This is a genomic window from Pseudomonas agarici (assembly GCF_900109755.1).
GTDB lineage: Bacteria > Pseudomonadota > Gammaproteobacteria > Pseudomonadales > Pseudomonadaceae > Aquipseudomonas > Aquipseudomonas agarici.
Window position 1 is genome coordinate 108,475 of the sequence record NZ_FOAR01000012.1, and the last position, 16,730, is coordinate 125,204.

A 16,730-nucleotide genomic window follows, 5' to 3' on the forward strand; every position below is an offset into this window, starting at 1 on the left:
TTACGCATCAGAATATTATTTGCCGAAGCGCCCCTTGGCGCGTCGCTACCTTGAGATAGCCGTCCTCCATGTTTGGTTCCAACGACGACAAGAAGACCCCAGCTGCGGCTGGCGAGAAAAAAAGCCTGTTCGGATGGCTGCGCAAAAAGCCGCAGGAAGCCGTCGTCGAACAGCCATCAGCGCTGCCTGAAGCCGCGTCGGCACCGTTGCCGACGGTTGCATCGCGGGCCGAACAACCGTCGGTCGAAACCGCCACGGCGACCGAGCCATGGCTGAGCCTGCCAGTGGCCGAAGAGCCGGTAGCACTGGTTGAAAATATACAAGCCGAGCAGGTGGTGCCGCCGATTCCACCGGTGGCTGTCGCCGAAGTCGGCGCACCCACGCCGTTTGTCGCAAAACCGGAGCCGGCGCTCGCCCCCGTGGTACAGCCGGTCGTTGTCGAGGCCCCCGCGTCGGTGGCGGTTTCCGAACCCGTGGCGGTGGAAGCGGCTAAGCTCGCTGCCGAGGACAGCAAGGTCGGTTTCTTTGCCCGGCTCAAGCAGGGCCTGTCGAAGACCAGTGCCAGCCTTGGCGAAGGCATGGCCAGCCTGTTCCTCGGTAAGAAGGCTATCGACGATGAGCTGCTCGAAGAGCTCGAAACCCGGCTGCTGACTGCCGATGTCGGCGTCGAAGCCACCGGTGTGATCATCCAGAGCCTGACTCAGAAGGTCGCGCGCAAGCAGTTGACCGACAGCGATGCACTCTACAAGTCGTTGCAGGCCGAACTGGTGACGATGCTCCAGCCCGTCGAGCAGCCGCTGCAGATCGGCGCCCAACACAAGCCCTTCGTGATCCTGGTAGTCGGTGTCAATGGCGCGGGCAAGACCACCACTATCGGCAAGTTGGCCAAGAAGCTCCAACTGGAAGGCAAGAAGGTCATGCTGGCGGCGGGCGATACTTTCCGCGCCGCTGCGGTGGAACAATTGCAAGTCTGGGGCGAGCGCAACAATATCCCGGTGATCGCCCAGCACACTGGCGCCGATTCGGCGTCGGTGATCTTCGATGCGGTCCAGGCGGCCAAGGCCCGTGGCATCGATGTGCTGATCGCCGATACCGCCGGTCGCCTGCACACCAAAGACAATCTGATGGAAGAGCTGAAGAAGGTGCGTCGGGTGATCGGCAAGCTGGATGCCGACGCGCCTCATGAAGTGTTGTTGGTACTCGATGCCGGCACCGGCCAGAACGCCATCAACCAGGCCAAGCAATTCAACCAGACGGTCCAGTTGAGCGGCCTGGCATTGACTAAGCTCGATGGTACCGCCAAGGGCGGAGTGATCTTTGCCCTGGCCAAGCAGTTTGGCTTGCCGATCCGCTATGTCGGCGTCGGTGAAGGCATCGACGATTTGCGCACCTTTGAGGCCGAGCCCTTTGTCCAAGCCCTTTTCGCCGAGCGGGAGCGTTCATGATTCGTTTCGAACAGGTCGGTAAACGCTATCCGAACGGTCACGTCGGCTTGCATGAGCTGAGCTTTCGGGTGCGTCGTGGTGAATTTCTGTTCGTGACCGGGCACTCCGGCGCGGGTAAAAGTACCTTGCTGCGCCTGCTGCTGGCGATGGAGCGTCCGACCACCGGCAAATTGCTGCTGGCTGGCCAGGACCTGGGCCAGATCAGCAATGCGCAGATTCCGTTCCTGCGTCGGCAGATCGGCGTGGTGTTCCAGAATCATCAGTTGCTGTTCGACCGCACGGTATTCAATAACGTCGCCTTGCCGCTGCAGATCCTTGGGTTGTCCAAGGCCGAAGTCGTCAAACGCGTGGATTCGGCCCTCGAACGCGTGGCATTGTCAGACAAGACCGACTTGTACCCCGGCGACCTGTCCACCGGTCAACAACAGCGCGTCGGCATTGCCCGGGCCATTGTGCACCGGCCGGCATTGCTGCTGGCAGACGAACCGACCGGTAATCTCGACCCGCGTCTGGCGGCGGAAATCATGGGGGTGTTCGAGGATATCAATCGCCTCGGCACTAGCGTGCTGATTGCCAGTCACGACCTGGCGCTGATTGCGCGCATGCGTCACCGCATGTTGACCCTGCAGCGTGGCCGCTTGATCGGCGACGGGGAGGCAGCCGTATGAGTGCAACCCGCAGTCCGAAAGTAGCCGAACGCGTGGCGCCGAAAGCCTCCGACCGACCGCCGAAGAAGAAGCGCGAAGAAGACGACGGCCCGGATTTCAGCACCCTGCTGCACGCCTGGATCGAAAGCCATCGGGCCAGCCTGCTGGACAGCCTGCGCCGCCTGGGCAAGCAGCCGATCGGTAGCTTTTTTACCTGCCTGGTAATGGCAGTGGCCCTGAGCCTGCCAATGGGCCTGTCGCTGCTGCTGAGTAATGTCGAGCGCCTGGGCGGCTCGTGGCAGCGTGCGGCACAAATTTCACTGTACTTGCAATTGGATGCCAGCCCGACGGAAGGCGAAAGCCTGAGCGAGCAGATCAAGGCCATGCCGGGTGTGGCGGATGCCGAGTTCATCAGCAAGGAAAAGGCCCTGGATGAGTTTCAGCAGCAGTCCGGGCTGGGCGAGGCACTCAAGGAACTGCCACACAATCCATTGCCGGGCGTGGTCCTGGTGACGCCGGACGAGGTTGACAAGGCGACACTGGAAGCCTTGCGCCAGCGCCTGGCCGAGTTGCCCAAGGTGCAGCAGGCACAACTGGACCTGGTCTGGGTCGAGCGGTTGGCGGCGATTCTCAAGCTGGGCGACCGCTTTGTCTTCGGCCTGACCGTGCTGCTGGTTTCTGCATTACTTTTGGTGATAGGCAATACCATTCGTCTTCATATTGAAAACCGCCGCACCGAAATCGAAGTGATTAAACTGGTTGGTGGTACGGACAGCTACGTGCGTAGGCCGTTTCTGTACATGGGCGCGCTTTATGGCTTCGGTGCGGGAATTTTTTCCTGGGGTGTCCTGGCCTTCGGCCTCAGCTGGTTGAACGAGGCGGTGGTCGGGCTTGCCGGTCTGTACGGCAGCGATTTCGCCCTGGCGGGGGTGCCGTCCGCCGATGGTCTGTCGCTCTTGCTTGGTGCCGTGCTGTTGGGGTATATCGGTGCTTGGATTGCGGTCGCACGGCATCTTCGCGAGCTGGCGCCCAAGTAATTAACGTCAAATTAATGTGTTTTTGTTGGTATTGACCGTAGTCGTGGTTCAGGGAACTTGTCTTGTGGTCCCCGGTCAATTTTCGCAGTGCTTCACTGCACGAGTCATGTGAGTCGGAGGTTTTTTCGTATGACCACTTCTTTGCAACCTGCCTATGCGCTGGTCCCAGGTGCGAACCTGGAGGCTTACGTCAATACGGTGAACAGCATTCCACTGCTGACGCCGGAGCAGGAGCGTGAACTGGCCGAGAGTCTCTATTATGAGCAGGATCTGGGGGCGGCTCGGCAGATGGTGCTCGCCCACCTGCGTTTTGTCGTGCATATCGCCCGTAGCTATTCCGGCTACGGTCTGGCCCAGGCTGATCTGATCCAGGAAGGTAACGTTGGCTTGATGAAAGCGGTGAAACGTTTCAATCCGGAAATGGGTGTGCGTCTGGTGTCGTTTGCCGTGCACTGGATCAAGGCAGAAATCCACGAATTCATCTTGCGCAACTGGCGGATCGTCAAAGTGGCGACCACCAAGGCCCAGCGCAAGTTGTTCTTCAACCTGCGCAGCCAGAAGAAGCGCCTGGCCTGGTTGAACAACGAGGAAGTTCATCGCGTGGCCGAAAGCCTTGGGGTCGAGCCGCGTGAAGTGCGCGAGATGGAAAGCCGGCTGACCGGTCAGGACATGGCGTTCGATCCGGCGGCGGAAGCCGACGATGACAGCGCGTTCCAGTCTCCGGCCAACTATCTGGAAGATCATCGCTACGATCCGGCTCGTCAGCTGGAGGATGCCGACTGGAGCGAAAACTCCAATAGCAACCTGCACGAGGCCCTGGAAGTCCTGGACGAACGCAGTCGCGACATTCTCTACCAACGCTGGTTGGCGGAAGATAAAGCCACGTTGCACGACCTGGCGCAAAAGTACAACGTCTCAGCCGAGCGTATCCGCCAGTTGGAAAAGAGCGCGATGAACAAACTCAAACTGTCGATTGCCGCGTAGCCGACGCAATAATAGTTGTGGCGTTCCGACAAGCGCGCTCGCCACACGCTGGCTGGCGCTCGGTTATAGCGCCCAGGGCGTCTTGCGTGAAGTGTTCAGTCCCGTTAGGTGGCTACTGCCACCCAACTGGCTCATTTGTTGGCGAATCCAGCCGGCACGCCGTGCCACGTAGGTGCTTGGATGGCTCGCACTCCATTTGCGGGGATTGGGCAGCACTGCCGCCAGCAAGCTGGCCTGCTGACGCGACAAGGCCGCCGCACTGACGCCGAAGTGGTGCCGCGCCGCCGCTTCGGCGCCAAACACCCCGTCATCCCATTCAGCGCTATTGAGGTACACCTCGAGAATCCGCTGCTTGGGCCACATGACTTCGATCAGCATGGTAAACCAGGCTTCCAATCCCTTGCGCAGGTAACTGCGACCGGACCAGAGAAACAGGTTCTTCGCCACCTGCTGACTGAGGGTGCTGGCGCCCCGGATCGAACCGCCACGTTCGTTATGGGCCAAAGCAGCCTGGATCGCGCCGAAATCGAAGCCCCAGTGCTCGGGAAACTTCTGGTCCTCGCCGGCCATCGCCGCTACCTTGAGGTCGTCGGAGATCTGGTTCCAGGGTTTCCAGGTGCGTTGCAGGTCGATCGGCTCGCCCTCGGTCCATGACTCGATCTTGCGCTCGATCATCAGCGCGGTGCCTGGCGGCGGCAGCCAACGCAATAGCAACACCAACAGCACGCTCGCAATAGCGAACCACTTCAAGACGATGGTGAGGCGACGGAAAAGAAAACTCAGCATGGAGATGGCTTGGCCGGGGCGTTGGAGCGGGCCATTATACAGACCCTGTGTCCCCTGAATGGAGTTCGTCATGTTGCGTGCTTTTCTGCTGCTCGCCGGATTTTTCGGCTTCACCGGTGTCGCCCTCGGCGCCTTCGCCGCCCACGGCCTGAAGAACCGCCTGAGCGCGGACTACCTGGCGATCTTCCATACCGGCGTCAGTTACCAGTTGATCCATGCCTTGGCATTGTTCGGCGTCGCCTTGCTGGCTGCGCATATCCCTGGGCGGCTGGTGACGTGGGCTGGCGCGGCGTTTACGGCAGGCATCCTGCTGTTCTCCGGCAGTCTGTACCTGTTGACCCTGACGGGTGTGAGTAAGCTTGGCCTCATCACTCCATTGGGTGGCCTGGCGTTTCTCGGGGGATGGTTCTGCCTGGGTCTGGCCGCTTGGCGTCTGGCTTGACTGCCAGGTCCATTTGAAGACGAATGGCTTGGGTCGCCCTGGCTGATCGGGCTAGAATGCGGGCCCCTAAAAATGATGGCAGCCCGGCGCATGCACATTCAATTGAACGGCGAATCCTTTGAACTGCCCGACGGCGAAACCGTCGCGGCATTGCTGGCCCGGCTTGACCTGACCGGGCGGCGAGTGGCGGTGGAGCTGAACCTGGATATCGTCCCGCGTAGCCAGCATGGCGAGACCGCCCTGCAGGAAGGCGATCAGGTCGAAGTGGTGCAGGCCATTGGCGGCGGCTAGTGGCTTGTACGGTGAGTTCGTTAGCTCAAGTTCGGATGCCATAAGTCCATGGCCAAGGCGCTGTGACGAGTCATAGCCGGGCTATGGCGAGGAACAGCAACGCAAGCCAGGGATTTAGGGCGCCGAAATGGACTCATAGAACTCACCACACAGGCCACTAGTTGTCCCTGACCCACTCTGCAAACCCTCAACCCTTCAAGAGGATTCCCGAATGAGCACTGTTCGCAGCGACAAGCCCTTCGTGCTGGCCGGTCGTACCTTCCAGTCCCGCCTGTTGGTCGGTACCGGCAAATACCGCGATATGGAAGAAACCCGGCTGGCCATCGAGGCCTCGGGTGCCGAGATCGTTACGGTGGCCGTGCGCCGCACCAACCTGGGCCAGAACCCCGGTGAACCGAACCTGCTGGATGTCCTGCCGCCGGATCGCTACACCATCTTGCCGAACACTGCCGGTTGTTATGACGCCATCGAGGCCGTGCGTACCTGCCGTCTGGCCCGTGAGCTGTTGGACGGTCACAACCTGGTGAAGCTGGAAGTCCTGGCCGACCAGAAGACCCTGTTTCCCAACGTGATCGAAACCCTCAAGGCCGCCGAAGTGCTGGTCAGGGAAGGCTTCGATGTGATGGTCTACACCAGCGACGACCCGATCATCGCTCGTCAACTGGCGGAAATCGGCTGCATTGCGGTCATGCCGCTGGCGGGCTTGATCGGCACCGGCCTGGGGATCTGTAACCCGTACAACCTGCAAATCATCCTGGAAGAAGCCAAGATTCCCGTACTGGTGGATGCCGGTGTCGGCACCGCCTCCGACGCCACCATTGCCATGGAGTTGGGCTGCGAAGCGGTGCTGATGAACTCGGCCATCGCCCATGCCCAGCAACCGATCCTGATGGCCGAGGCGATGAAACATGCCATCGTTGCCGGTCGCCTGGCCTACCTCGCCGGTCGCATGCCGAAAAAACTTTATGCCAGCGCCTCCTCGCCGCTGGATGGTCTGATCAAGTAAGAGCCATTGATGACTGAATCGAACGACACGCCAATCCAGACGGAAGAAGGCGAAGAGCGCCAGCACCGCCGCATCAAGAGTTTCGTGATGCGCGCCGGACGCATGACCGAAGGTCAGCAGAAAGGGCTGGAGCAGGGCACGCCGCTGTTCGTCCTGCCGCTGGCCGAGGCACCGGTAGATTTTGACCAGGTGTTTGGTCGCTCGGCGCCACGCTCGCTGGAAATCGGCTTCGGCATGGGCCATTCCCTGTTGGAGATGGCGGCGGCGGCACCGGAGCAGGACTTTATCGGCGTTGAAGTGCACCGTCCGGGTGTCGGTGCGTTGCTCAATGGCGTATTGACCCAGGGCCTGAAAAACCTGCGAGTCTACGACTGCGATGCGATCGAAGTGCTCAACCGCTGCGTGGCGGACAACAGCCTGGATCGGCTGATGCTGTTTTTCCCGGACCCTTGGCACAAGAGTCGTCATCACAAGCGGCGCATCGTCCAGGCGTCCTTTGCCGAGCTGGTGCGCAGCAAGTTGAAGGTCGGCGGGATTCTGCACATGGCCACCGACTGGGAGCCGTATGCCGAATACATGCTGGAAGTGATGAATGTCGCGCCGGGCTATCGCAACCTGGCCGCAGATGGCCAATACGTACCGCGTCCGGCCGAGCGTCCGATCACCAAGTTCGAACGTCGTGGCGAGCGTTTGGGGCATGGGGTGTGGGATTTGAAGTTCGAGAAGCTGAGCTGAGGTGCTGAACTGGGTTTGGACCGAGTGCCTACCCAGATCGCGACTCTGTAGGAGCCGATAAGCCGATTCCTACGGTGACCAGGCTTTAACTTTTTGCCCGTTAGGGGCTGTACGAAATGTTTTCGAGCGAAGGCCAGGCAAGGCGATCCGGTTTTCAACGCCGCATGAGCGAGCGCAAACACATTTCCTACAACGCCTAGCGCCGATCCGCCACCACCCCGATCAACACCAGAACCACCAACAACACCGGTGCCAGGCTGTAGTTGTTGAACTGGCTCAGGCCTCGCACCACCCAGGGCGTGGCGTAGATCAGCGCCGCGCCGCTGCCGATCATGCACAACAGCGCCAGCAGCGGTACACGCAGGGCGCCGGCGATGCTGCCCAGGCGTTGATCGATCCAACCCTTGATATCGGCGCCAAACAGCACCAGCAGGCAGCCCACCAACGCCAGGGCAATTTCCGACAGGTTGCTGCGGCTCCAGCGTGACACCGTGGCGAGCAGGTCGAGTAGCAGGTCCATGGGGTTTCCTTAGGTCAAGAAGTATTGCAGCAGGTCGTTGAGAAATAGCTGGCCACGGGCGGTCGCCGCCAGGCGTGTGGGTTCGACCTGCAACAGGCCGTTTTGTTCTGCTTCGGCCCGCCCTTCGTGCAAACGGTCGAGACTCAGTCCGGTGCGTTGCGCAAACAAGATCGCATCGACGCCCTCGGTCAGCCGCAGGGCATTCATCAGGAACTCGAACGGCAACTCGTCGTTACTCAGGGCTTTCTCCCCAGCCTGGAAACTTTTGGCCGGGTTCAGGTAGTCCTTGGGCAGGCGGGTTTTCCAGGTGCGAACGATGCGCCCGTCCGGGTGGCTGAGTTTGCCGTGGGCTCCGGCACCGATGCCGATGAAGTCGCCGAAGCGCCAGTAATTGAGATTGTGCCGCGCCGCACGCCCCGACTGGGCATAGGCCGAGACCTCGTATTGGGTATAGCCGTGTTCGGCCAGCAGGGCCTGCCCAGCTTCCTGGATATCCCACAGGGTGTCGTCCTCCGGCAGCGTCGGCGGCTGGTTCCAGAACACGGTGTTGGGCTCCAGGGTCAACTGGTACCAGGACAGGTGCGTCGGCTTCAGCGCGATGGCCTGGCGCAGGTCGCCGAGGGCGTCTTCCAGGGACTGGTCGGGCAAGCCGTGCATCAGGTCCAGGTTGAAGTTGTCAAAGCCGGCCCGGCGCGCCATGTCCGCCGCTCGCATGGCTTCGTCGCCGGTGTGGATGCGACCCAGAGCCTTGAGTTTTGCTGCCTGGAAGCTCTGGATACCAATCGACAGGCGATTGATCCCCAACTGCCGGTAGGCGACGAATTTCTCCTGCTCGAAGGTTCCCGGATTGGCTTCCAGGGTGATTTCGATATCGCTGGCGAACGGGATGCGCGCCTCGACACCCTTGAGCAAGCGCCCCAGTGCCTGGGCGCTGAACAGGCTCGGCGTGCCGCCGCCGAAGAAGATCGAACTCAGTTCACGGCCATGGACGGCCAACAGATTCTGGTCGAGGTCGGCCAGCAGCGCGTCGACATACGCTTGCTCCGGCAATACCGGGCTGGCGGCGTGGGAGTTGAAGTCGCAATACGGGCATTTGCGCACGCACCAGGGGATATGGATGTACAGCGCCAAGGGCGGCAGTTGCGCCAGGGGCGCCCGAGGAGGTTGCGCACCGCCATGGATCAGCGGTAGCGAGGAGGTCCGAGTCATTGCAGGCCCAGGCGTTGGCGCAGCAGGACCATGGCGCGGGCGCGGTGACTGAGTTGGTTCTTTTCCACGGGGTTCAGCTCGGCGCTGGAGCAGTCGCGCTCCGGTACCCAGAACAGCGGGTCATAGCCAAAGCCCCGTTCACCGCGCGCGGCAGTCAGAATACGGCCGTGCCACAGGCCTTCACAGAGAATCGGCAGTGGGTCGTCGGCGTGTCGCACCAGCGCCAGGACGCAGACGAACTGGGCGCCACGCTCGGCCTGCGGGACATCCCTGAGGGCCTCCAGCAGCTTGGCATTGTTCGCCGCGTCGCCCTGACCGTCGGCATAACGGGCCGAGTAGATCCCTGGCGCACCGCCGAGGAAGTCCACCGCCAGGCCAGAATCGTCGGCCAGCGCCGGCAAACCGCATATACGTGCGGCATTGCGGGCCTTGAGGATGGCGTTCTCGACAAACGACAGACCGGTTTCTTCCGGCTCGACACTGCTGAACTCGCCGATCGAGCGCAGTTGCACCGAATCACCGAGCATGGCCTGGAGTTCTTTGAGTTTGCCAGCGTTGTGGCTGGCCAGTACCAGTTGAGTGAAGTTCATCATTCGCCAGGGAAGAGCTCTTGGTTGAAGCTGAATTTATGCGGTTGGCCGCCGGTGGTGACGCTGATTTCGAAGGTCCGGGTTTCCTGCTGGGGAACCGGGTACTGGGCGATATAGTAGACCGCGCCCTGCTCGGTGATCTGTTTGAAGGTCAGCGGCAGGCTGGCGCTGGTCAAGTCCTTGATGGTGCCGCTGACCTGAGCGACCACGGGCTTGTTGCCCTTGAGCACCGAAATATTGATCACGCCCATCTGCTTGCCGCGCAGCAACTTCGCCGCCTTGGCAATATCCGGCTGCAGGTAGGTGGAATTGAAGGTGTTGTAGTGTACGGCGATGTCACCGAACACTTCCCGGCGCTCGCCCTTGATGATGTCCGCGGCCATGGCCGAGACGCCCAGGCAGGCAGTCAGCAGGAAAATCGCTAGACGACTCATGATCATGCTCCTTGAAGTCAGGTGATTCATACCGCGATCTTGTGTTCCAGCCTGCTGGGGCTGCTGACGCGGTAGATGCCAATCTCACCTAATAGATTAGGCCATAGCTTGCTTGCCCACCCGTGGCGGTGCTGTTGATCCACCGCCAACCGATCAATGACCTTGGCGGCACGTTCGCGACACAGCTCTTCAAAGTCCTCGAACGTGCAAAAGTGGATATTCGGCGTGTTATACCAAGTGTACGGCAGGAATTCCGAAACCGGCATCCGTCCCTTGCTCGCCAGGTACCAGCGGCAGCGCCAATGACCGAAGTTGGGGAAGGTGATAATGCACTGGCGTCCGACCCGAAGCATTTCGTCGAGGATCTTGTCCGGGTAATGCACGGCCTGCAAGGCTTGGGTCATGACCACGATGTCGAAGCTGTTGCTGGCGAAATTGCCCAGACCTTTGTCCAGATCCTGCTCGATGACGTTAATGCCGTTGGCCACGCACTCGGCAATGTTGTCGGGGTCGTTTTCCAGGCCGTAACCGGTGACTTGCTTGTTGTCGCGCAGCCAGGTCAGCAGTTCGCCGTTGCCACACCCGAGGTCGAGCACGCGGCTGCCGGCGGGGATCCACTCTTGGATGATTTCCAGGTCGGCTCTCATGGCGTTCTCACACTTCAACTCGGTTCATGTAGTTAGCGAATGCCTGCAGATAACGCGGGATCGGAATCAGGAAGGCGTCGTGGCCTTGCGGGGCGTCGATTTCCAGGTAACAGACGTCCTTGCGGGCCGCCATCAGCGCGTCGACCAGTTCCCGCGAACGGGCCGGGGAAAAGCGCCAGTCGGTGGTGAAGGACATCACGCAGAACTTGGCGCGGGCGTTGGCGAAGGTCTTGGCCAGGTCGTCGTCGAAGTTCGCCGCCGGATCGAAGTAATCCAGGGCCTTGGTCATCAGTAGGTAGGTGTTGGCGTCGAAGCGCCCGGAAAACTCTTCACCCTGATAGCGCAGATAGCTTTCGACCTGGAATTCGACGCTATGGAAGTCGTAGTTGAGCTTCTCGCTCTTGAGCCCGCGACCGAATTTCTCGCCCATGGAGTCGTCGGACAGGTAAGTAATGTGCCCGACCATCCGCGCCAGCATCAGGCCGCGCTTGGGAATCACCCCACGCTCCTGGAAGGAACCCCCATGGAACTCTGGGTCGGTGAGGATCGCCTGGCGTGCCACTTCGTTGAAGGCGATATTCTGTGCCGACAATTTCGGTGCCGAGGCGATAGCCAGACAATGGCGCACGCGATCCGGGTAGGTGATGGTCCATTGCAGGGCCTGCATGCCCCCCAGGCTGCCGCCGATCACCGCGGCCCATGAGCCGATGCCCAGGCGATCGGCGAGACGGGCCTGGCTGTGGACCCAGTCTTCCACGGTCAGCACCGGGAAGTCGGCGCCGAACGGTTTGCCGGTCTCGGGGTTGATGCTGCTTGGGCCGGTGGAACCGTTGCAGCCGCCGAGATTGTTGAGGCTGACGACAAAGAACTTGTGGGTGTCGATGGGCTTGCCGGGGCCGATGCAGCTATCCCACCAGCCGGGTTTGCGCTCGTCGGCGCTGTGATAGCCCGCTGCGTGATGATGGCCGGACAGGGCATGGCAGATCAGTACGGCGTTGCTCGCCGTGGCATTGAGGCTGCCGTAGGTTTCGTAGATCAGGTCGTAGGCGGGCAGGGAGCGACCGCAGGCCAGGGCCAGGGATTCGCTGAAATGCGCCGTTTTCGGCACGACCAGCCCGACGGAATCGTGGGGAAAGACAGTGGACATCAACCCTGCTCGCGCTTAAATGAGGCGTAAGTCTAATGAGCGGGGGAGTCAGCGGCAAGCAAAGGTCGGACTGGAGGTTATTAGGCGCCAAACAGGGGCTTGTGGCGCAGAGCTTGTGCGGCGATCCGACAAGCTCCGCTCCGACAATAAGCGCCACACTTGGGCGCCCGATCAGATCAGCCGAAACAATACTTCCGGCATGCCGCTCATCACCGCCAATGGGGGAATCACGTAGCTCTGCAGCAGCTGGATGACCAGGAACGCGAGGATCGGCGAGATATCCAGTCCGCCCAGGTTTGGCACGATCTTGCGAAACGGTGCCAGGGCCGGCTCGCTGATTTGGAACACCAGCTCAGCGGCGGGACTGTGGCTGTTCGGGGCCACCCAGGAGAGGATGACGCTGATGATCATGGCGAAGAAGAACACCTTGAGGAACAGCGAAGTGACGCCGATGATCGCCCAGATCAACAGGAGACCGATATGGCCGGTCACGCCGTAGCTCAACAGCAGGATCACCGCCATCAGCAGCATCTGGACGATGATCGCCAGCACCAGCGAGGACATGTCCAGGCCGAACAGGCTCGGAATGACCCGGCGCAGCGGCTTGAGCAGCGGTTGGGTGGCTTTGACGGTGAACTGGCAGAGCGGGTTGTAGAAGTTCGCGCGCACCAGTTGCAGGATGAAACGCAGCAGAACCACCAACAGATAGAGGCTGCCCAGGGTCTGGATGACAAAAATAGCAGCGCTATTGAGTGCAAACATTAAGTGTTTCCTCGAGGATTACTGACCGAGTTGCTCGGCCATTTCAGCCGAACGCCGGGCGGCGGCGCCGAGCGCCTGTTCTACCAGGGCTTCGAAGCCACCGGCCTGGAATGTCTTGATCGCGGCTTCGGTGGTGCCGGCTGGCGAGGTCACCCGACGGCGCAGCTCGCCTGCGTCGACGTCGCTGGCGACGGCCATGTGAGCCGCACCGAGGGCGGTCTGCTGGCTCAGTTGGACGGCGACTTCACGCGATAGGCCGAGTTTCTCGCCGGCGGCGCTCATGGCCTCGATCAGCAGGAAAAAATACGCCGGGCCGCTACCGGATACTGCCGTGACCGCATCCAGTTGCTGTTCTTCGTCCAACCACAGGGCGGTGCCGACGGCGCCGAGCAAGGTCTGTGCCTGCTGGCGTTGCTCGGCGGATACTTGCCCGGTGGCGAACAGGCCGCTCACGCCCTGGCGCAGCAGTGCTGGGGTGTTGGGCATGCAGCGCACGATCGGCTGGGCGCCGAGCCAGTTGTTCATGCTCGCGCAGGTGATGCCGGCGGCAATGGACACCACCAGTTGTTGAGGTTTCAGGTTCGGGCGCAAGGCTTCGCACACGGCTTTCATGGCCTGTGGCTTGACCGCCAGCACTACCACGTCAGCGCCTTCGATGGCTTCGGCGTTGTCGGCGAACACTTCGATGCCGTGCTCGGCCTGGACCCGTGCGCGGGCCTCGGCGCCCGGATCGCTGGCGCGAATCAGCGCGGCGTCCAGACCTTCGGCCCGCAGGCCGCCAATCAGGCTGGCAGCCATGTTGCCAGCACCGATGAAGGTGATTCGATTATTGCTCATGACGGATCCTTTGAACGAGTGTGTAAGGCCATTTCAGCCCTGGCCGTAGTCGCGGGCACCAAACAGCGCGGTACCGATCCGCACCCAAGTGGCACCCTGGGTAATGGCCGACTCAAGATCATGGCTCATACCCATGGAAAGTGTGTCGAGCGGCAGGTGGAGGCTGTCCTGCAACGTCCGCACCGTGGCGAACGCGGCGTCTTGGGCTGCGCGCTCCTCGGTGGGCTCGGGAATCGCCATCAGTCCACGCAGCACCAGGTTCGGCAAGGCGCCGATGGCGGTGGCCAGGGCCGGTAAGTCCGCTGGCGTGCAGCCGGATTTGCTGGCTTCGCCGCTGACATTGAGCTGAATGCAGATATTCAACGGTGGCAGGTTGGCCGGGCGCTGTTCGGACAGGCGCTGCGCGATTTTCAGGCGATCCACGGAGTGTACCCAGTCGAAATGCTCGGCGATGGCGCGAGTCTTGTTCGATTGAATGGGGCCGATAAAGTGCCAACACAAGGGCAGATCGGTCAATTCGGCCTGTTTGCCGAGGGCTTCCTGCAGATAGTTCTCGCCGAAATCGCGCAGGCCCGCGGCATGGGCTTCGCGCACGGCGCCGGCGGGCTTGGTCTTGCTCACGGCGAGCAGGCGAATGTCGGCGGCGTTACGGCCACAGGCTTGAGCAGCAGCGCTGATACGGGCTGCAACGCAAGTAAGGTTGTCTGCTATCGTGGTCATTGAATTTCGCCAGCAGGTCAAAAGTCTGCGGCATTCTACCTGTATTGGGGAGTCTCATGGATATCACCGAGCTGCTAGCTTTTAGCGCCAAACAGGGAGCGTCGGACTTGCACCTCTCGGCCGGGCTGCCGCCGATGATCCGGGTCGATGGCGACGTGCGCCGGATCAACCTGCCGGCACTGGACCACAAACAGGTCCACGACCTGATCTACGACATCATGAATGACCGCCAGCGCAAGGACTTCGAGGAGTTCCTGGAAACCGATTTTTCCTTCGAGGTGCCGGGTGTGGCGCGTTTTCGGGTCAACGCTTTCAATCAGAACCGTGGTGCGGGCGCGGTATTTCGCACCATCCCGACGAGAGTCCTGACCATGAGCGACTTGGGCATGGGTGAGGTGTTTCGCAAAATTACCGAGGTCCCCCGTGGTCTGGTACTGGTGACCGGGCCTACCGGTTCGGGCAAGTCGACCACCCTGGCGGCGATGATCGACCACCTGAACAACAACAAGCATCACCATATCCTGACCATCGAAGACCCGATTGAATTCGTTCACGAGTCGAAGAAGTGCCTGGTCAACCAGCGTGAAGTGCACCGCGACACCCAGAGTTTCTCCGCTGCCCTGCGCTCGGCCCTGCGGGAAGATCCGGATGTGATTTTGGTGGGCGAGATGCGCGACCTGGAAACCATTCGCTTAGCGCTGACCGCCGCCGAAACCGGCCATTTGGTGTTCGGTACGCTGCACACTACCTCCGCGGCGAAGACCATCGACCGGGTGGTCGACGTGTTCCCGGCGGAGGAGAAATCCATGGTCCGTTCGATGCTTTCCGAATCCCTGCAAGCGGTGATTTCTCAGAGTCTGCTGAAAAAAGTCGGCGGTGGGCGGGTCGCGGCCCATGAAATCATGCTTGGCACCCCGGCGATCCGTAACCTGATTCGCGAGGATAAGGTGGCGCAGATGTATTCCTCGATCCAGACCGGCGGATCCCTCGGCATGCAGACTCTCGACATGTGCCTCAAGGATCTGCTGACCAAAGGGTTGATCACTCGCGATAACGCACGCGAGAAGGCGAAGATTCCGGACAATTTCTAGTGCGGTGTTTCTGAAGCACCACACCAGGCCTGACGAAGACTGCCCGCTCGCCAAACCGATACGATCAGCGCTGGACAACCCGCAGGTGGTTGTTCTGTTCTTTCGGGATCACTCGTTTGGCGATCGTGTAGTGGCTGTCCCAGTAGGGTTTCTTCAGCGTGTCGATAGTCACGGCCTTGCCCCGGCGCGGCGCATGGATGAATCGGTCGTTGCCCAGGTAGATGGCGACGTGGTTGACTTTGCGGCTCTTGATGTTGAAGAACAGCAGGTCGCCCGGCTTCAGGTCCTTGCGATCGACTTTCAGCCCATGGCCGGTAGCCATGGCGTTGGAGGTGCGCGGCAGATCTGCGGCGGCCACGCCGTTGAAGGCATACTTGACCAGCCCGCTGCAATCGAAGCCCTTGCTCGGACTGCTGCCGCCCCAGCGATAAGGCGTGCCCAGCACATTCACCGCACGGCTCAGCACGGTACTGCTCTGCTCGGCGTTCGGTGCTGCGGCGACAGCCGTGGTGAGCACGCTGTGGCGCACTTTGAGCGAGTTGTTGCGCTTGCCAGGCTGCCTGCTGATTGGCGCGCTGATCTCGGATAATTTGGCAACGGTTGCAGGTGACTTTGCAGTATGACCGTTGATGGATGGAAGACGTTGTTCACGATTAGTGGCCTGAGCGGCCAATGGCATCAAAAGGCAAAGGGTCAGCCATGTCTTGAAAAATGATCGCATTAAGCAAGGCTCGTATAGGATAGCGCGCAACTTTATAACAGCTTTTAGGTCATTTCTGAGGCCGTTTGTCGATTCTATACAGCGGTCAAAACTGCTTCGAGACCGCAAAAGCCGACCCATGAGTCACGTGCAGCTCAGGCTCCACAAGGCTTTCAGCGATTTTCAGTAAGAGTCTGTTACACGTTTTGAGGCAGTAAAAAAGTCACACGAAATGACGAAAAATTTATCTATCGAGCTCAAGGAGGTCATTTATGAATAGCTATCGGCAGGATGGAGCGACGGTAGGTACCCACAATGTTCTACTCGGGTATTTGCTGTGGATTTTCGGCTTTACCGGTTCTCACCGCTTTTATTACGGTAAGCCGATCACTGGCACGATCTGGTTTTGTACCCTGGGGCTTTTGGGAATCGGTTGGCTGATCGATGTGTTCCTGATTCCGGGCATGGATCGTGATGCTGATCTGCGATTTACCACCGGGCCACTCAGCTATAACGTCGCCTGGCTGCTGTTGACATTCCTCGGCATCCTGGGTGTCCATCGGATGTACCAGGGCAAATGGTTGACCGGGCTGCTTTACCTGGTGACGGGTGGGCTGCTGGGGTTGGGCGTGCTGTATGACTTCTGGACGTTGAATGACCAGATATCGCTGAAGAACAGCGGGCGAGTCTGAAACGCACA

Annotated in this window: 21 protein-coding genes; 10 read left to right on the forward strand and 11 right to left on the reverse strand. The window is 60.6% G+C overall.

Annotated features, from left to right (window positions below; genetic code table 11):
* The first annotated feature begins 68 nt into the window (after window positions 1–68).
* From ftsY to rpoH, 4 genes are all read left to right on the forward strand, one after another.
* Complete coding sequence (ftsY, locus tag BMX68_RS13245; protein WP_017130491.1) at window positions 69–1,445, forward strand: signal recognition particle-docking protein FtsY; 1,377 nt, start codon at window positions 69–71, stop codon at window positions 1,443–1,445.
* Window positions 1,442–2,113 carry a cell division ATP-binding protein FtsE gene (gene ftsE, locus BMX68_RS13250; RefSeq protein WP_017130490.1) on the forward strand — a complete coding sequence of 224 codons (672 nt, stop codon included), beginning with the start codon at window positions 1,442–1,444 and terminating at the stop codon, window positions 2,111–2,113. Before ftsY ends, ftsE begins: the two co-directional genes overlap by 4 nt.
* On the forward strand, window positions 2,110–3,129 hold the full coding sequence (gene ftsX, locus BMX68_RS13255; protein WP_074862262.1) for a permease-like cell division protein FtsX: 1,020 nt from the start codon (window positions 2,110–2,112) through the stop codon (window positions 3,127–3,129). Before ftsE ends, ftsX begins: the two co-directional genes overlap by 4 nt.
* 129 nt (window positions 3,130–3,258) lie before the next feature.
* The gene (gene rpoH, locus BMX68_RS13260) at window positions 3,259–4,113 is read left to right on the forward strand and encodes an RNA polymerase sigma factor RpoH (RefSeq protein WP_017124869.1); all 855 of its coding nucleotides are present in this window, start codon (window positions 3,259–3,261) and stop codon (window positions 4,111–4,113) included.
* A 63-nt stretch (window positions 4,114–4,176) separates the two neighbouring features.
* On the opposite strand, the gene mtgA is transcribed toward rpoH, so the two are convergent.
* Window positions 4,177–4,899 (reverse strand): monofunctional biosynthetic peptidoglycan transglycosylase, encoded by a 723-nt coding sequence (gene mtgA / locus BMX68_RS13265; RefSeq protein ID WP_026013019.1) that lies wholly within the window; start codon window positions 4,897–4,899, stop codon window positions 4,177–4,179.
* A 70-nt stretch (window positions 4,900–4,969) separates the two neighbouring features.
* On the opposite strand from mtgA, the gene BMX68_RS13270 reads away from it, so the two are divergent.
* The 4 genes from BMX68_RS13270 (at window position 4,970) to trmB (ending at window position 7,373) form a co-directional block, all read left to right on the forward strand.
* Window positions 4,970–5,341, forward strand: a complete 372-nt coding sequence (locus BMX68_RS13270) for a DUF423 domain-containing protein (RefSeq protein ID WP_017130488.1) — start codon at window positions 4,970–4,972, stop codon at window positions 5,339–5,341.
* Window positions 5,342–5,431: 90 nt separating this feature from the next.
* Window positions 5,432–5,632, forward strand: coding sequence for a sulfur carrier protein ThiS (thiS, locus tag BMX68_RS13275; protein ID WP_017130487.1), 201 nt, complete (start codon window positions 5,432–5,434; stop codon window positions 5,630–5,632).
* A 211-nt stretch (window positions 5,633–5,843) separates the two neighbouring features.
* A complete protein-coding gene (locus BMX68_RS13280) occupies window positions 5,844–6,638 on the forward strand; it encodes a thiazole synthase (RefSeq protein WP_017130486.1) in 795 nt (264 codons plus the stop codon).
* Window positions 6,639–6,647: 9 nt separating this feature from the next.
* Window positions 6,648–7,373 carry a tRNA (guanosine(46)-N7)-methyltransferase TrmB gene (gene trmB, locus BMX68_RS13285; RefSeq protein WP_017130485.1) on the forward strand — a complete coding sequence of 242 codons (726 nt, stop codon included), beginning with the start codon at window positions 6,648–6,650 and terminating at the stop codon, window positions 7,371–7,373.
* 196 nt (window positions 7,374–7,569) lie between these two features.
* Here trmB and BMX68_RS13290 read toward each other — a convergent pair whose 3' ends face one another.
* The 9 genes from BMX68_RS13290 to BMX68_RS13330 form a co-directional block, all read right to left on the reverse strand.
* Window positions 7,570–7,893 (reverse strand): DUF3392 domain-containing protein, encoded by a 324-nt coding sequence (locus BMX68_RS13290; protein ID WP_017130484.1) that lies wholly within the window; start codon window positions 7,891–7,893, stop codon window positions 7,570–7,572.
* A gap of 9 nt (window positions 7,894–7,902) precedes the next feature.
* Window positions 7,903–9,102, reverse strand: coding sequence for a radical SAM family heme chaperone HemW (gene hemW / locus BMX68_RS13295; protein WP_017130483.1), 1,200 nt, complete (start codon window positions 9,100–9,102; stop codon window positions 7,903–7,905).
* Window positions 9,099–9,695, reverse strand: a complete 597-nt coding sequence (gene rdgB / locus BMX68_RS13300; protein ID WP_017130482.1) for an RdgB/HAM1 family non-canonical purine NTP pyrophosphatase — start codon at window positions 9,693–9,695, stop codon at window positions 9,099–9,101. The genes hemW and rdgB overlap by 4 nt, the downstream gene beginning before the upstream one ends.
* Window positions 9,692–10,126, reverse strand: a complete 435-nt coding sequence (locus tag BMX68_RS13305) for a DUF4426 domain-containing protein (RefSeq protein ID WP_017130481.1) — start codon at window positions 10,124–10,126, stop codon at window positions 9,692–9,694. The genes rdgB and BMX68_RS13305 overlap by 4 nt, the downstream gene beginning before the upstream one ends.
* 26 nt (window positions 10,127–10,152) lie before the next feature.
* The gene (gene metW, locus BMX68_RS13310; protein WP_017130480.1) at window positions 10,153–10,773 is read right to left on the reverse strand and encodes a methionine biosynthesis protein MetW; all 621 of its coding nucleotides are present in this window, start codon (window positions 10,771–10,773) and stop codon (window positions 10,153–10,155) included.
* A gap of 7 nt (window positions 10,774–10,780) precedes the next feature.
* The gene (metX, locus tag BMX68_RS13315; RefSeq protein ID WP_017130479.1) at window positions 10,781–11,920 is read right to left on the reverse strand and encodes a homoserine O-succinyltransferase MetX; all 1,140 of its coding nucleotides are present in this window, start codon (window positions 11,918–11,920) and stop codon (window positions 10,781–10,783) included.
* A gap of 171 nt (window positions 11,921–12,091) precedes the next feature.
* The gene (locus tag BMX68_RS13320; RefSeq protein ID WP_017130478.1) at window positions 12,092–12,682 is read right to left on the reverse strand and encodes a YggT family protein; all 591 of its coding nucleotides are present in this window, start codon (window positions 12,680–12,682) and stop codon (window positions 12,092–12,094) included.
* An 18-nt stretch (window positions 12,683–12,700) separates the two neighbouring features.
* Window positions 12,701–13,519 (reverse strand): pyrroline-5-carboxylate reductase, encoded by an 819-nt coding sequence (gene proC / locus BMX68_RS13325; RefSeq protein ID WP_074862265.1) that lies wholly within the window; start codon window positions 13,517–13,519, stop codon window positions 12,701–12,703.
* 33 nt (window positions 13,520–13,552) lie between these two features.
* Window positions 13,553–14,239, reverse strand: a complete 687-nt coding sequence (locus BMX68_RS13330; RefSeq protein WP_017130477.1) for a YggS family pyridoxal phosphate-dependent enzyme — start codon at window positions 14,237–14,239, stop codon at window positions 13,553–13,555.
* Window positions 14,240–14,295: 56 nt separating this feature from the next.
* Here BMX68_RS13330 and BMX68_RS13335 point away from each other — a divergent pair, with 56 nt between their 5' ends.
* Entirely contained in the window at window positions 14,296–15,330 is a 1,035-nt protein-coding gene (locus tag BMX68_RS13335) for a type IV pilus twitching motility protein PilT (RefSeq protein ID WP_017130476.1), read from the forward strand.
* Window positions 15,331–15,394: 64 nt separating this feature from the next.
* Here the strand turns inward: BMX68_RS13335 and BMX68_RS13340 are convergent, their stop codons facing one another.
* Window positions 15,395–16,051: a C40 family peptidase gene (locus tag BMX68_RS13340; protein ID WP_060781991.1), complete on the reverse strand. Its 657-nt coding sequence runs from the start codon at window positions 16,049–16,051 to the stop codon at window positions 15,395–15,397.
* A gap of 251 nt (window positions 16,052–16,302) precedes the next feature.
* Between BMX68_RS13340 and BMX68_RS13345 the strand changes: the two genes are divergently transcribed.
* Window positions 16,303–16,722: a TM2 domain-containing protein gene (locus tag BMX68_RS13345; RefSeq protein ID WP_017130474.1), complete on the forward strand. Its 420-nt coding sequence runs from the start codon at window positions 16,303–16,305 to the stop codon at window positions 16,720–16,722.
* Window positions 16,723–16,730: the final 8 nt, after the last annotated feature.

Excerpts from the sequence above, each read along its gene's own strand:
- ftsY (WP_017130491.1), top strand. The coding sequence starts at position 69 with ATGTTTGGTTCCAACGACGACAAGAAGACCCCAGCTGCGGCTGGCGAG.
- ftsE (WP_017130490.1), top strand. The coding sequence starts at position 1,442 with ATGATTCGTTTCGAACAGGTCGGTAAACGCTATCCGAACGGTCACGTC.
- ftsX (WP_074862262.1), top strand. The coding sequence starts at position 2,110 with ATGAGTGCAACCCGCAGTCCGAAAGTAGCCGAACGCGTGGCGCCGAAA.
- rpoH (WP_017124869.1), top strand. The coding sequence starts at position 3,259 with ATGACCACTTCTTTGCAACCTGCCTATGCGCTGGTCCCAGGTGCGAAC.
- mtgA (WP_026013019.1), bottom strand. The coding sequence starts at position 4,899 with ATGCTGAGTTTTCTTTTCCGTCGCCTCACCATCGTCTTGAAGTGGTTC.
- BMX68_RS13270 (WP_017130488.1), top strand. The coding sequence starts at position 4,970 with ATGTTGCGTGCTTTTCTGCTGCTCGCCGGATTTTTCGGCTTCACCGGT.
- thiS (WP_017130487.1), top strand. The coding sequence starts at position 5,432 with ATGCACATTCAATTGAACGGCGAATCCTTTGAACTGCCCGACGGCGAA.
- BMX68_RS13280 (WP_017130486.1), top strand. The coding sequence starts at position 5,844 with ATGAGCACTGTTCGCAGCGACAAGCCCTTCGTGCTGGCCGGTCGTACC.
- trmB (WP_017130485.1), top strand. The coding sequence starts at position 6,648 with ATGACTGAATCGAACGACACGCCAATCCAGACGGAAGAAGGCGAAGAG.
- BMX68_RS13290 (WP_017130484.1), bottom strand. The coding sequence starts at position 7,893 with ATGGACCTGCTACTCGACCTGCTCGCCACGGTGTCACGCTGGAGCCGC.
- hemW (WP_017130483.1), bottom strand. The coding sequence starts at position 9,102 with ATGACTCGGACCTCCTCGCTACCGCTGATCCATGGCGGTGCGCAACCT.
- rdgB (WP_017130482.1), bottom strand. The coding sequence starts at position 9,695 with ATGATGAACTTCACTCAACTGGTACTGGCCAGCCACAACGCTGGCAAA.
- BMX68_RS13305 (WP_017130481.1), bottom strand. The coding sequence starts at position 10,126 with ATGAGTCGTCTAGCGATTTTCCTGCTGACTGCCTGCCTGGGCGTCTCG.
- metW (WP_017130480.1), bottom strand. The coding sequence starts at position 10,773 with ATGAGAGCCGACCTGGAAATCATCCAAGAGTGGATCCCCGCCGGCAGC.
- metX (WP_017130479.1), bottom strand. The coding sequence starts at position 11,920 with ATGTCCACTGTCTTTCCCCACGATTCCGTCGGGCTGGTCGTGCCGAAA.
- BMX68_RS13320 (WP_017130478.1), bottom strand. The coding sequence starts at position 12,682 with ATGTTTGCACTCAATAGCGCTGCTATTTTTGTCATCCAGACCCTGGGC.
- proC (WP_074862265.1), bottom strand. The coding sequence starts at position 13,519 with ATGAGCAATAATCGAATCACCTTCATCGGTGCTGGCAACATGGCTGCC.
- BMX68_RS13330 (WP_017130477.1), bottom strand. The coding sequence starts at position 14,239 with ATGACCACGATAGCAGACAACCTTACTTGCGTTGCAGCCCGTATCAGC.
- BMX68_RS13335 (WP_017130476.1), top strand. The coding sequence starts at position 14,296 with ATGGATATCACCGAGCTGCTAGCTTTTAGCGCCAAACAGGGAGCGTCG.
- BMX68_RS13340 (WP_060781991.1), bottom strand. The coding sequence starts at position 16,051 with ATGCGATCATTTTTCAAGACATGGCTGACCCTTTGCCTTTTGATGCCA.
- BMX68_RS13345 (WP_017130474.1), top strand. The coding sequence starts at position 16,303 with ATGAATAGCTATCGGCAGGATGGAGCGACGGTAGGTACCCACAATGTT.